Here is a 13377-nt window from a genome sequence, read left to right on the forward strand (position 1 = left end):
CGAGGCGCTTGTTGCCGGGGGCGGGATTTTTGTGTGTGAGGGTTAAAGCCGTCAGTTCATCAGAAGCGTGAGCTGATGCACCGTCACGGGTTCGCCCTTTTTCACGAAGTCCGTTTCATGAGGCAGCGCAATCAGGCCGTCAGCCTCCGTTAATACCGTGGTGGCGGCTGAGCCCTGGTTTTTCAGCGGGGTTGCCGTGAGAACGCCCTTGGCGTTGATCGCCAGTTTGGCGCGCATAAATTCCGCGCGGCCCGGTTTCTTTTTAATGTCGCAGCCCGCGCGCGCCGTGATGCTGTGCGGCCAGCAGTCGGGGGCATCCTGCCCCTGCATGTAAAGAATCGTGCCCCGCACAAATTCCAGAAATGTCACAAAGGCGGCGACGGGATTACCCGGGAGCATGAAAAGCGGCCTTCTTTCCACCACCGCAAAACGCATCGGACGCCCGGGGCGCATATTGACGGTCCAGCGGCAGATTTTTCCGAGAGACTCGACGACCTGGTGCGTGAAGTCCGTTGCGGACGCCGCAGCGCCCCCGGTGCAGATAATGAGAGAGCAGTTTTGCTTGACGTAGAGAATGGCCTGGCGGATGGCGTTGGGGTCATCGCGGATGATGCCGAAGTCGGTGACTTCAACGCCGAGGTTTCTCAGAAGCGCCGCGAGGAAATGGCTGTTGGCGTTATAAAGCCTCTCAGGCGGACAGGGACGCCCCGGGGAGATGAGTTCGTCGCCGGTGGCAATGAGCCCCACGCGGAAGGGCTCATAAATCATGGCTTCCGAATACCCGAGGGAGGCAAGCACCGCAACGTGCGCGGGATTAATGCGGATGCCTTTGGCAAGCACGGTCTGCCCGACCGTGACTTCTTCGCCTTTAAGCCTCAAATTGTCGCCTTTGCGCACCACCGCCGTGTCAAACGTAACGGTGTCTCCCTTATCGGTCACCTTCTCAAAGGCAATCACGGTGTCGCACCCCGCGGGCACGGCGCCTCCGGTGGTGATTTTCACGCACTGGCCGGTCTTGATGCGTTCCTTATAAGGGTGGCCGGGATAGGACGTGCCGGCAACGGTGAGCGTCAGTTCTTTTTTACCCCGCAGGTCACTGGCCTTAAAGGCAAAGCCGTCCATGGCGGAATTGGTGTAGGCGGGAACGGCAATGGGGCTTGCGACATCCTGAGCAAGAATGCATCCCACAATGTCTCTTAAGGGTTTCTGCACCGCGGAGATGTTGCGTGAAACCTTTTTGAGGATATCTTTGCGAGCTTCCTCGACGGTGATGCTGACAGTATCTGAAGGCATGTGAACAACCTCTGCTCTGACAAACTCGTGGCGTTGTGACGGGCACAGGGCGACTGACATGCTGCAGGTCCTGTGCGCTGTTTTTTGCCACAATAACACATCTGATTTCGGCAGGTATGCTTTGCACGTTCTGCCGTAAACCAAGGAGTGAGTAAGTGCATCTGGACAATGTGGGAGCCGTGATTCTTGCGGGAGGCCGCGCCACCCGGATGGGCGGTGAAGACAAGGGCCTCGTTTGCTTAAAGGGTAAGCCTTTGGTCTGCCGGGCGGCAGAGAAATTAATGCCCGTGTGCGCTCATGTCGTCGTAAGCGCCAACCGCAATCTCGCGGCTTACCGCGCACTGGGCCTGACGGTCGTTACCGACAGCTTGGAGAATTTTCCGGGGCCTTTGGCCGGGTGGCTCTCGGCAATGGACGCGCTCACCACCGACTATGTCGTCAGTATCCCGTGCGACGTGCCTTTTTTTCCGGCGGATATGGTTGAAAAATTCTACGCGGCGCTTGTTGCTCGTCCGGACAAAGCCTGTGCGGCCGTCCGTGCGGGGGGATTTCCGCAACCCACGGCTGCGATGATGCGGCGAACGGCCCGCAGTTCGCTCGCTCAGTACCTTGCAAAGGGGGAGCACCGCGTGCGGGGGTGGCTTGAGAGCGCGGGCTGCGTCTGGGTTGATTTTGGGGATTTGCAAGCCTTTGCCAACATCAATACGCCAGAGGAACTTGCGGCCGCACATCAACGTCTTGTGTAAGAGGTGCAGCAGAAATACAACACTTGGGAAAGAGGGCGAAAAGCGGAAATCCGGGCCTTAAAATTTTTCGCGTCAGCCTCTTGACAAGCGTAAAAAAGGCTCTCATAATGCGCACCCTTCGCCGTTAAGACGAAGGCGCAAAGCCGAAAGAAAACAAAAAAATTTTCCGACGGACTTGCAAAACGAAAAACGGTTGTGTAATATACGCAACCTTGTCGCCGACGAAACGGCAACAAACGCTCTTTAAAAATCTGAAACAGACGAACCGATAAGTGTGGGTGCTTCTGAAAAATGCAGTTTCTTCATGGAAACGCAAAAAAATCGGAAGTACTCAGACTTTAAGCCAAAGAAATGATTGAGATTTATCTCAGTCGGTTTCTGCGAGTGATTTGAGTACGACCAAAAAAAGCAGGATTCAAGTGAAGAGTTTGATCCTGGCTCAGATTGAACGCTGGCGGCATGCCTTACACATGCAAGTCGAACGGCAGCATGGAGAGCTTGCTCTCTGATGGCGAGTGGCGAACGGGTGAGTAATACATCGGAACGTGTCCGTTTGTGGGGGACAACCGTCCGAAAGGATGGCTAATACCGCATAAGACCTGAGGGTGAAAGCCGGGGACCGCAAGGCCCGGCGCAGACGGAGCGGCCGATGATTGATTAGCTAGTTGGGGAGGTAAAGGCTCACCAAGGCGACGATCAATAGCTGGTCTGAGAGGACGACCAGCCACACTGGAACTGAGACACGGTCCAGACTCCTACGGGAGGCAGCAGTGGGGAATTTTGGACAATGGGGGCAACCCTGATCCAGCCATGCCGCGTGCGGGAAGAAGGCCTTCGGGTTGTAAACCGCTTTTGTCAGGGACGAAAAGCTCCGGAGTAATATGCCGGAGTGCTGACGGTACCTGAAGAATAAGCACCGGCTAACTACGTGCCAGCAGCCGCGGTAATACGTAGGGTGCGAGCGTTAATCGGAATTACTGGGCGTAAAGCGTGCGCAGGCGGTTGGGTAAGACAGATGTGAAATCCCCGGGCTTAACCTGGGAACTGCATTTGTGACTGTCCGACTGGAGTACGTCAGAGGGGGGTGGAATTCCACGTGTAGCAGTGAAATGCGTAGATATGTGGAAGAACACCGATGGCGAAGGCAGCCCCCTGGGACGCAACTGACGCTCATGCACGAAAGCGTGGGGAGCAAACAGGATTAGATACCCTGGTAGTCCACGCCCTAAACGATGTCTGCTGGTTGTTGGGAATTTAATTCTCAGTAACGAAGCCAACGCGTGAAGCAGACCGCCTGGGGAGTACGGTCGCAAGATTAAAACTCAAAGGAATTGACGGGGACCCGCACAAGCGGTGGATGATGTGGATTAATTCGATGCAACGCGAAAAACCTTACCCAGCCTTGACATGTCAGGAATGCCTCGGAGATGAGGCAGTGCCCGCAAGGGAACCTGAGCACAGGTGCTGCATGGCTGTCGTCAGCTCGTGTCGTGAGATGTTGGGTTAAGTCCCGCAACGAGCGCAACCCTTGTCATCAGTTGCTACGAAAGGGCACTCTGATGAGACTGCCGGTGACAAACCGGAGGAAGGTGGGGATGACGTCAAGTCCTCATGGCCCTTATGGCTGGGGCCTCACACGTCATACAATGGTCGGAACAGAGGGCAGCGAAGCCGCGAGGTGAAGCCAATCCCAGAAAACCGATCGTAGTCCGGATTGCAGTCTGCAACTCGACTGCATGAAGTCGGAATCGCTAGTAATCGCGGATCAGCATGCCGCGGTGAATACGTTCCCGGGTCTTGTACACACCGCCCGTCACACCATGGGAGTGGGGTTCACCAGAAGACGTTTGCCCAACCGCAAGGAAGGCGGCGCCCACGGTGGGTTTCATGACTGGGGTGAAGTCGTAACAAGGTAGTCGTACCGGAAGGTGCGACTGGATCACCTCCTTTCTAGAGAATGTTTCTGAAAAGGAACTGCAGTAAAAGAAGGAAGTTCCCACACTTATCAGTTTGTTCTGTGAACAGATTGAGCATGAAGCTCTTTAAAAATTTGGAAAAAGAAGTAAAGCGTTCAATTTCAGCGTTGATGAGACGCTGAAACGGGATGTGATTGCATTTGAACTGAGTTTCAAATCTTCATTGAACGAGAATCTCAACGAAATAACCAAGAGAACAGCACGTTACGAAATCAGTCACGTGAATACTCTGCGGGCAAAAGGCTGCAGGGTTATAGGATCAAGTGACTAAGTGTATGTGGTGGATGCCTTGGCGATCATAGGCGATGAAGGACGTGTAAGCCTGCGAAAAGCTGCGGGGAGTCGGCAAAAAGACTTTGATCCGCAGATGTCCGAATGAGGAAACTCACCGGGTAACCGGTATCACAAACTGAATACATAGGTTTGTGAGGCGAACGCAGTGAACTGAAACATCTAAGTAACTGCAGGAAAAGAAATCAACCGAGATTGCGGCAGTAGCGGCGAGCGAAACCGCAACAGCCTAGTCTTTGATAATGCATGGTGACAGCAGAACGGTCTGGAAAGGCCGGCCATAGTGGGTGACAGCCCCGTATGCGAAGTCCGGTGCATGGTACTAAAAAGACGATAAGTAGGGCGGGACACGTGACATCCTGTCCGAAGATGGGGGGACCATCCTCCAAGGCTAAATACTCATGATCGACCGATAGCGAACCAGTACTGTGAAGGAAAGGCGAAAAGAACCCCGGGAGGGGAGTGAAATAGAACCTGAAACCGCATACATACAAACAGTAGGAGCCCTACGGGGTGACTGCGTACCTTTTGCATAATGGGTCAGCGACTTACGTTTTGCGGCAAGCTTAACCGAGTAGGGGAGGCGCAGCGAAAGCGAGTTCGAACAGAGCGATAGAGTCGTAAGGCGTAGACCCGAAACCAGATGAGCTAACCATGGCCAGGTTGAAGGTGTGGTAACACACACTGGAGGACCGAACCGACCGGTGTTGCAAAACCGGCGGATGAGCTGTGGTTAGGGGTGAAAGGCTTAACAAATCTGGAGATAGCTGGTTCTCCCCGAAAACTATTGAGGTAGTGCCTCGTGACTGACTCCGGGGGGTAGAGCACTGTTATGGCTAGGGGGACATGGCGTCTTACCAAACCATGGCAAACTCCGAATACCCGGAAGTTGAATCACGGGAGACAGAGCACCGGGTGCTAACGTCCGGACTCAAAAGGGAAACAACCCAGACCGCCGTTTAAGGTCCCAAATACAGGCTAAGTGGAAAACGAAGTGTGAAGGCTAAGACAGTCAGGAAGTTGGCTTAGAAGCAGCCATCCTTCAAAGAAAGCGTAATAGCTCACTGATCGAGTCCTCATGCGCGGAAGATGTAACGGGGCTAAGTCTGTAACCGAAAGCGCGGATTTGCACGCAAGTGCAAGTGGTAGGGGAGCGTTCTGTAAGCCTGCGAAGGTGTGTGGTAACGCATGCCGGAGGTATCAGAAGTGCGAATGCTGACATGAGTAACGATAAAGCGGGTGAAAAGCCCGCTCGCCGTAAGCCCAAGGTTTCCTGCTCTACGTTCATCGGAGCAGGGTGAGTCGGCCCCTAAGGCCAGGCTGAGAAGCGTAGCTGATGGGAAGCAGATTAAGATTTCTGCACCGACGTTAAGTGCGAAGGGGGGACGGAGTTTTGAGCATCATCCGGGTGTTGGATGTCCCGGTTTGTGCGTGTAGGAGGCCGGCAGGCAAATCCGCCGGCATATCTCCGAGACAAAGCATCGAGCTGCATTTTGCAGTGAAGTGATGGGATGAACTTCCAGGAAAAGCCTCTAAGCTATAGCTTAATGTCGACCGTACCGTAAACCGACACAGGTGGGCGAGTTGAATATACTCAGGCGCTTGAGAGAACTCGGGAGAAGGAACTCGGCAAATTGACACCGTAACTTCGGGATAAGGTGTGCCTTTGTAGTGTGAAGAGTGAAACACTCCGAGCATGAAGAGGTCACAGAGAATAGGTGGCTGCAACTGTTTACTAAAAACACAGCACTCTGCAAAGACGAAAGTCGACGTATAGGGTGTGATGCCTGCCCGGTGCCGGAAGATTAAGTGATGGGGTGAGAGCTCCTGATCGAAGTCCCGGTAAACGGCGGCCGTAACTATAACGGTCCTAAGGTAGCGAAATTCCTTGTCGGGTAAGTTCCGACCTGCACGAATGGCATAATGATGGCCACACTGTCTCCTCCCGAGACTCAGTGAAGTTGAAATGTTTGTGATGATGCAATCTCCCCGCGGCTAGACGGAAAGACCCCATGAACCTTTACTGCAGCTTTGCATTGGACTTTGAACCGATCTGTGTAGGATAGGCGGGAGGCAGAGAACCGAGGACGCCAGTCTTTGGGGAGCCGACGTTGAAATACCGCCCTGATTTGTTTGAGGTTCTAACCGCGGACAGTAAACCTGTTCCGGGACCGTGCATGGTAGGCAGTTTGACTGGGGCGGTCTCCTCCTAAAGGGTAACGGAGGAGTACAAAGGTACGCTAGGTACGGTCGGAAATCGTGCTGATAGTGCAATGGCGCAAGCGTGCTTGACTGCGAGACCGACAAGTCGAGCAGATGCGAAAGCAGGTCATAGTGATCCGGTGGCACTGAATGGAAGGGCCATCGCTCAACGGATAAAAGGTACTCTGGGGATAACAGGCTGATACCGCCCAAGAGTTCATATCGACGGCGGTGTTTGGCACCTCGATGTCGGCTCATCTCATCCTGGGGCTGTAGCCGGTCCCAAGGGTATGGCTGTTCGCCATTTAAAGAGGTACGTGAGCTGGGTTTAAAACGTCGTGAGACAGTTTGGTCCCTATCTGCCGCGGGCGCTGGAAGATTGACGGGGGCTGCTCCTAGTACGAGAGGACCGGAGTGGACGCACCTCTGGTGTACCGGTTGTCACGCCAGTGGCACAGCCGGGTAGCTATGTGCGGAAGAGATAACCGCTGAAAGCATCTAAGCGGGAAACTTGCCTGAAGATAAGTCTTCCCGGAGGCTAGACCTCCCAGAAGAGTCGTTCGAGACCAGGACGTTGATAGGTCAGGAGTGCAAGCGCTGTGAGGCGTTGAGCTGACTGATACTAATTGCTCGTGAGGCTTGATCCTATAACCGTGCTGCCTAGCCTAATGTAAGGCAGTTGAGAAACGGACAATGGATTTTGAAGCGCAGTGAATGCAAATAATCGCATTCCGACGCTTACTTCTTTTTGCAAAGACTTCGTCACGGGAGTTCAATTGATGAACTTCTGAGACAACAGGCTTTGCCCGGCGGCCATACCGTGGCGGTACCACTCCTTCCCATTCCGAACAGGACAGTGAAACGCTTCTGGGCCGATGATAGTTGGTTGTATTTCCAGTGAAAGTAGGACACTGCCGGGCTTTACCATTTAAAACCCTCGGGATCAAAACGGTCTCGGGGGTTTTTCTATGCCTGAAAGTTTTAGAGGCAGGCGCACGGCCCGCCTTTTCGTTAAGATGCTCAGTCTCAGCGCGAGTAACTTTCTTTTCTTATGACGACCGGTGATCTTTTTGGCGATGACGCAATGCCTGCGGTGACAGCTCCGCGGAGTACAAAAGCGTCCGTAGAAAATACGATGATGCCTTTGGCAGAGCGTCTGCGGCCCCGTACGATTGATGAGGTGATCGGTCAGAAGAAACTTCTGGGGCCGGGGCAGCCTCTGAGAGTGGCGTTTGAAACGCACCGGCCGCACTCGATGATTCTCTGGGGGCCGCCCGGGGTGGGAAAGACGACGCTGGCGCGCCTGATGGCCGATGCCTTTGGGCTCCCTTTTATCGCGATCAGCGCGGTACTCTCCGGCGTCAAAGAAATCCGTGAGGCCGTGGAGGCTGCCAAAGCCCATATGACTGCAACCGGCAAACCCACGCTTGTGTTTGTCGACGAGGTGCACCGCTTTAATAAAAGCCAGCAGGATGCGTTTTTGCCGCACGTGGAAAGCGGGCTTTTTGTGTTTGTGGGCGCAACGACAGAGAACCCTTCCTTTGAAGTGAACTCCGCTCTTTTGTCACGCTCCGCGGTTTATGTCTTGGAGAGCCTCTCGCACGATGAGTTAAATGAGCTCATCGACCGGGCGCTTAATGAAGTCGTTAAGGGGGTGTCGATTACGCCCGAAGCCCGGGAGATTCTGATTGATCTCGCGGACGGTGACGCCAGAAGGCTCTTAAATGCCCTTGACGTTGCGACCGGCATGGCCAAAGACCGCCACATGGAAACCGTGGACGCGGACTTTCTGCGTAAGACGCTTCCGTCAACCGTACGGCGCTTTGATAAGGGTGGGGAGAACTTTTACGACCAGATCAGTGCGCTGCATAAAAGCGTACGCGGCAGCGACCCCGACGCCGCCCTTTACTGGATGTGCCGGATGTTGGACGGCGGCTGCGACCCCCGCTACATCGCGCGGCGCGTGGTGAGGATGGCGATTGAAGACATTTCGCTGGCTGATCCCAGAGGGACGCAGCTGGCCCTTGAAGCCGCAGACATTTATGAGCGCCTGGGGTCTCCGGAAGGTGAACTTGCGATCGCGCAGGCCGTGGTGTATCTCGCGGTCGCCCCCAAGAGTAACGCGGTTTATTCGGCCTATAACGCGGTGAGAAGTTTCGTGAAGGAAGACGGCACGCGCCCCGTGCCGATGCACTTAAGAAACGCTCCCACAAAACTTATGAAGGAATTGGGGTATCACAAGGGCTACCGCTACGCGCACGACGAAGAGGGAGCGTTTGCCGCGGGCGAAGTGTATCTGCCGCCTGAGATCGCGGACATGCACTGGTACGAGCCCACGAACCGGGGCCTGGAACTCAAGATTAAAGAAAAGATGGACCGACTAAAGGCACTTAACGATGAAGCCCGAAAAAAAGCGCTCAAGGCGCGCTCATAACCAACGGATATTGCCCGTTTTTGTTGCACTTTTAGGCTAAACGCGCAAAAATTTCAGTTTCACTGTGTTTGAGCGCCTGCGCGGCGTCTCAACAAAAAAGAATTACTGAGCTCAGAAGGGAAGACCATGCTCGACATCAATATGCTGCGCAAGCAGCTCCCGGACGTGATTGCACGCCTTGCAACGCGTCCCTTTGCATTTCCGGAAAAAGAATTCAATGCGCTCGAAAACGAACGCAAGGCCGTGCAGACGCAGACCGAAGAGCTGCAGGCTCTGAGAAATCAGCTTTCCAAGGAAATCGGCAACGCCAAGAAAAGCGGCGGGGATGCTTCGCATCTGATGGCCGAAGCCGCTGCGATTCCTGAAAAGTTAAACGAACTGCAGGAACGTCTCGGTACGATTCGCGATCAGTTAAATGAGCTCCTCATGAGTATCCCCAATCTGCCGCACGAATCCGTTCCGACGGGGCGCGATGATCGCGACAATGTGGAGCAGCGCCGCTGGGGTACGCCCCGCACGTTTGACTTCCCGATCAAGGACCACGTCGATGTGGGCGCTCCCCTCGGGATGGACTTTGATACGGCCGCGAAACTTTCCGGCACACGTTTCTGTTTCATGAAGGGGCAGGTCGCGCATCTGCACCGCGCCATTGCGCAGTTCATGCTGGACGTCCACACCCGCGACCACGGCTACACCGAGTGCTACACGCCCTATATCGTCACGGCCGACACGATGCGCGGCACCGGGCAGCTGCCGAAGTTTGAAGAAGACCTCTTTGCCGCCAAAAAGGGCGGTCAGCAGGGTAAGGGCGATCCGCTGTACCTCATTCCGACCGCCGAAGTGACGCTGACGAACTCGGTGTCCGGGCAGATGCTGAAGGCCTCGGACCTGCCGATTCTTGTGACGGCGCACACGCCGTGCTTTAGAAGTGAAGCCGGTGCCTACGGGCGCGACACCCGCGGCATGATCCGTCAGCACCAGTTTGATAAGGTCGAAATGGTGAGAATCGTCCGTCCAGAAGACAGCTACAAGCACCTTGAGGAACTCACCGCAAACGCCGAAGACATTCTTCAGCGCCTGGGGCTTCCCTACCGTGTGGTGCTCCTTTGCACCGGGGACATGGGCTTTTCCTCTGCGAAGACCTATGACCTTGAAGTGTGGCTTCCTGCACAGAACACGTACCGTGAAATCAGTTCGTGCTCCAACTGCGAGGGTTTCCAGGCCCGCCGCATGGGCACGCGCTTTAAGGATGAAAACGGTAAGCCCCAGTACGTGCACACGTTAAACGGCTCAGGGCTCGCCGTCGGCCGCACGCTCGTTGCGGTTCTGGAAAACTACCAGAACGCCGACGGCTCGGTCACGGTGCCCGAGGCGCTGCGCCCCTACATGAACGGTGTTGAAAAACTCGTTCCCGAAGGCAAATAAGCTTTTTCGCTAGGCGCATTGCCTTATTGCGTTTTCACTTTGTCCCTGTCACAATAAGCGGACATTTCGAGGTGAGAGTGATTCTCACGCCAACCTGCCTTACCCGGGCAAGGTGGAAACGCTCAAGCGGATGCGGCTTTCCGGCGCGGCCGGAAAACAACCAAGCGGGTCGATGAGACCGTCCGGTATCGAAATGGATCGGACGGTTTTTTTGACTTTCGAAGTGAAGAAAAATCGGCGGGCGGTCGCCGGGAGAGGACAAAGTGCCGCAGGTGGATTTAACTCACAAATTGCCTGACCTGCCGTGTCGGCGAACAAGGCTAAAAGAGGTGAACATCAAAATGAGCAATCGTCTGACAATCAAAGGCCAGGTCACTATTCCGAAGAACGTGCGTGATTTCCTTGGCCTGACGATGGGGTCAAGTGCCGTCGAGTTTTATATCGATGCCGACGGCAGCGTCAAGGTTCGTAAGGCCGCCGGTAAGAGCCGTGTTCGTGCCACAGGTCAGGTGCAGGCAAAGGCCTGCAGCCGTCAGGAGACCGCGCGCGTGTCGCACTGCGACCGCGTGCTCGCCATGCTTTCGGGCAACTACGTTTAAGTTGCCCGTCTCAGTCGTGGGCGGCGGGTGCCGCTCACCGTCAGATTTTCTCTCAATACTTACTCAATCAGGATGGGGTTGACCATGTCCGCTGATGCTGCGCGCCTTGCGCTTTCTGAAATCGTGGGTGAAAAATGGGTGGAAGTTGAGCCCTTTGCCTCCGTAAACCTTCTGTCGGACTGGACCAACCGCTTTCACGGCAGGCCCCTGGCGATTGTGAAACCGGCTGATACCGCCGAAGTCTCTGCGGTTTTAAAGTGGGCTAACGACAACAATGTCCCGGTGGTGGCGCAGTCAGGAAACACGAGTCTTGTGGGGGGCGGCACTCCGACGGCTGACGGCAAGGCCGTCTTGCTGTCGCTGCAGCGCATGAATAAGGTCGAGAGAATCGATGCCGTCAATGATACGATGGTCGTGGACGCGGGCGTCATTTTGCAGAAGGCCCAGGAAGCGGCGCGCGCGCACGGGCGGCTTTTCCCCCTGAGTTTTGCTTCTGAGGGCTCGGCCTGTATCGGCGGGTGCCTCGCAACGAACGCGGGGGGTACGGCGGTGCTCCGTTACGGCAACACCCGTGACCTGGTGCTCGGGATCGAAGTGGTGCTTGCGGACGGCACGGTTTTGAACATGCTCCGGGGCTTGAGAAAAGACAACACCGGCTACGACTTAAAGCACCTTTTCATGGCAAGCGAAGGGACCTTGGGTGTTATTACCCGCGCGGTTGTGAAGCTCTTTCCGCTCCCGAAGGTTCGCTTTACGGCGCTCGCGGGGACGCCCGACGTGCGTTCTGCCTGTGAACTCTTAAAGCGCGTCAAAGAAGCCGCGGGCCCGGCTTTGACCGGGTTTGAACTCATGCAGGCCAAATGCATTGAGCGCGTCGGCAAAGAAATTGACGCCGTGACGGTTCCCGGGGACGTCTCGGGCGCTCCCTGGTGGAGTCTTATTGAATTAAGTTACAGCCGTGAGCCCGAGGGCCATCCCCTGGAAAGCGTGCTGGAAAAAGCCTTTGAAGACGGCGTTGCGGTGGACGCGTTTCTTGCGCAGTCCGAAAAGGAAAGCAAGAGCTTCTGGGCAATCCGCGAGTCCATTCCGAGCGCAGACGCCCACGTCGGCGGAAACCTCCATAACGACGTGAGTCTTGAGATCAGTGAGATTCCGGATTTTGTGGAAGAGACGCTCACGGCACTGCAAAAGCGCTTTGCGTGGGTGGATCCGTCGGTCTTCGGGCACCTCGGGGACGGAAACCTGCACTTTAACGTGGGCTCGGTTCCCGCGCCGCTTGCCTTTGAAAACGAAGAGGGGATCCGGGAAACGGTCTACGAGCGCGTTGCGGCGCATAACGGCTCGATTTCAGCTGAACACGGGATCGGGCAGTTAAAGCGCGCGCACTTTCTTGAACTTAAAAACCCCGCGGAAGTCGCGGTGATGGTGAAAATCAAAAAGGCGCTTGATCCCAAGGGGATTCTCAATCCCGGAAAACTTCTTCCGGACTGATGCGTTCTTAAAGGGCGAAAAAAACAGGCGTTGTTCCTGCTTTTTTCATGCCTGCGGCCGGGCTTACTTTATGAATTTCAGTTCTTTGAGCCAGGTTTTGATTTCGGCTTCTGAGCTTTCGACTTCTTCTCCGTAAAGCGCGAGGCCTTTTAAAAACAGGGCTTTTGGGGCAATCTCACGCAGTTCCCGGTCTGAACTTCCGAAGCCGCTGCCGCCGTGCGTTACGAAGTGCACGACGGTTTTGCCGGAGAGATCTGCCTCTGACAGTGCCTTGTATAAAAACGGCGGAATACGCCCCCACCAGATCGGGTGCCCGATAAAGACCGTGTCGTAAGCGGAGAGGTCCGGAAGCGGCTTTTTGAGGACACGGTAAATCTTGCGGTCAAACTCTTCCTGCACGACATCCGTTGTTTTGCTGTAGCCGGCCGGATAGGGTTCCGCCGTTTCCACTTCAAAGACGTCCGCGCCGGTCGAGGCAGCAATCACCCGTGCAACGCGTGCCGTGTAACCATTAGATGTCATACTACCTTTCGCCACCCCTTCAACCTTTCATGGAGTGGCAAAACATGCGATATTCGCAGGAGTTCAAAGACAACGTCGTAGCGCGCCTGCTGAGCAAGGAGCTCAGCATCTCTGAAGCCGTGGAGCAGTACTCGATCGGCAAATCAACGATCTCGTACTGGCTCAGGATTGCCAGAGAGCAAGCAGTCTGCGGCACGCTTCCCAACAAAGGAAATCTCAAGCCCATGACGAAGGAAGAGCGTATGCGCCTTGAGAGCATACGCGATGAAGACATTGACTATTCCGATGTTGCTCCGAGCAATCCGGAAGAGTGGAAAGATGCAGTCCGGGGCAAATTCTGCCGTACGGAAAATCAAGGCAATTCAAAGGAACAAAAGCCGGGAAGCCGTGCCTGAATT

8 protein-coding genes and 3 rRNA genes are annotated in these 13377 nt (G+C 55.1%); 9 read left to right on the top strand and 2 right to left on the bottom strand.

The features are described from left to right. Positions 1 to 51: 51 nt before the first annotated feature. Positions 52 to 1293, bottom strand: coding sequence for a gephyrin-like molybdotransferase Glp (gene glp, locus NXF97_RS08950; RefSeq protein WP_274955769.1), 1242 nt, complete (start codon positions 1291 to 1293; stop codon positions 52 to 54). A 155-nt stretch (positions 1294 to 1448) separates the two neighbouring features. On the opposite strand from glp, the gene mobA reads away from it, so the two are divergent. The 8 genes from mobA (at position 1449) to NXF97_RS08990 (ending at position 12457) form a co-directional block, all read left to right on the top strand. Continuing rightward, a complete protein-coding gene (mobA, locus tag NXF97_RS08955; protein WP_274955770.1) occupies positions 1449 to 2039 on the top strand; it encodes a molybdenum cofactor guanylyltransferase MobA in 591 nt (196 codons plus the stop codon). Positions 2040 to 2455: 416 nt separating this feature from the next. Then, positions 2456 to 3989, top strand: a 16S ribosomal RNA gene (locus NXF97_RS08960). 283 nt (positions 3990 to 4272) lie between these two features. Then, positions 4273 to 7155, top strand: a 23S ribosomal RNA gene (locus NXF97_RS08965). A 158-nt stretch (positions 7156 to 7313) separates the two neighbouring features. Then, positions 7314 to 7428: ribosomal RNA gene (gene rrf, locus NXF97_RS08970) — 5S ribosomal RNA — on the top strand. The 16S, 23S and 5S rRNA genes sit together here, the layout of an rRNA operon. 164 nt (positions 7429 to 7592) lie before the next feature. Continuing rightward, the gene (locus NXF97_RS08975; protein WP_274956740.1) at positions 7593 to 8942 is read left to right on the top strand and encodes a replication-associated recombination protein A; all 1350 of its coding nucleotides are present in this window, start codon (positions 7593 to 7595) and stop codon (positions 8940 to 8942) included. A gap of 126 nt (positions 8943 to 9068) precedes the next feature. Next, the gene (gene serS / locus NXF97_RS08980; protein WP_274955771.1) at positions 9069 to 10367 is read left to right on the top strand and encodes a serine--tRNA ligase; all 1299 of its coding nucleotides are present in this window, start codon (positions 9069 to 9071) and stop codon (positions 10365 to 10367) included. 341 nt (positions 10368 to 10708) lie between these two features. After that, entirely contained in the window at positions 10709 to 10966 is a 258-nt protein-coding gene (locus NXF97_RS08985) for an AbrB/MazE/SpoVT family DNA-binding domain-containing protein (protein ID WP_022372401.1), read from the top strand. Between the two features lie 84 nt (positions 10967 to 11050). Beyond that, the gene (locus tag NXF97_RS08990; protein ID WP_274955772.1) at positions 11051 to 12457 is read left to right on the top strand and encodes an FAD-binding oxidoreductase; all 1407 of its coding nucleotides are present in this window, start codon (positions 11051 to 11053) and stop codon (positions 12455 to 12457) included. 63 nt (positions 12458 to 12520) lie between these two features. Here NXF97_RS08990 and NXF97_RS08995 read toward each other — a convergent pair whose 3' ends face one another. Next, a complete protein-coding gene (locus tag NXF97_RS08995) occupies positions 12521 to 12979 on the bottom strand; it encodes a flavodoxin (RefSeq protein ID WP_274955773.1) in 459 nt (152 codons plus the stop codon). A 44-nt stretch (positions 12980 to 13023) separates the two neighbouring features. Here NXF97_RS08995 and NXF97_RS09000 point away from each other — a divergent pair, with 44 nt between their 5' ends. Further along, positions 13024 to 13374: a hypothetical protein gene (locus tag NXF97_RS09000; protein ID WP_274955774.1), complete on the top strand. Its 351-nt coding sequence runs from the start codon at positions 13024 to 13026 to the stop codon at positions 13372 to 13374. The last annotated feature ends 3 nt before the right edge of the window (positions 13375 to 13377 follow it).

Origin of the sequence: Duodenibacillus massiliensis, from assembly GCF_928721995.1 — a bacterium.
Lineage (GTDB): Bacteria > Pseudomonadota > Gammaproteobacteria > Burkholderiales > Burkholderiaceae_F > Duodenibacillus > Duodenibacillus massiliensis.

Excerpts from the sequence above, each read along its gene's own strand:
- glp (WP_274955769.1), bottom strand. The coding sequence starts at position 1,293 with ATGCCTTCAGATACTGTCAGCATCACCGTCGAGGAAGCTCGCAAAGAT.
- NXF97_RS08975 (WP_274956740.1), top strand. The coding sequence starts at position 7,593 with ATGCCTGCGGTGACAGCTCCGCGGAGTACAAAAGCGTCCGTAGAAAAT.
- serS (WP_274955771.1), top strand. The coding sequence starts at position 9,069 with ATGCTCGACATCAATATGCTGCGCAAGCAGCTCCCGGACGTGATTGCA.
- NXF97_RS08985 (WP_022372401.1), top strand. The coding sequence starts at position 10,709 with ATGAGCAATCGTCTGACAATCAAAGGCCAGGTCACTATTCCGAAGAAC.
- NXF97_RS08990 (WP_274955772.1), top strand. The coding sequence starts at position 11,051 with ATGTCCGCTGATGCTGCGCGCCTTGCGCTTTCTGAAATCGTGGGTGAA.
- NXF97_RS08995 (WP_274955773.1), bottom strand. The coding sequence starts at position 12,979 with ATGACATCTAATGGTTACACGGCACGCGTTGCACGGGTGATTGCTGCC.
- NXF97_RS09000 (WP_274955774.1), top strand. The coding sequence starts at position 13,024 with ATGCGATATTCGCAGGAGTTCAAAGACAACGTCGTAGCGCGCCTGCTG.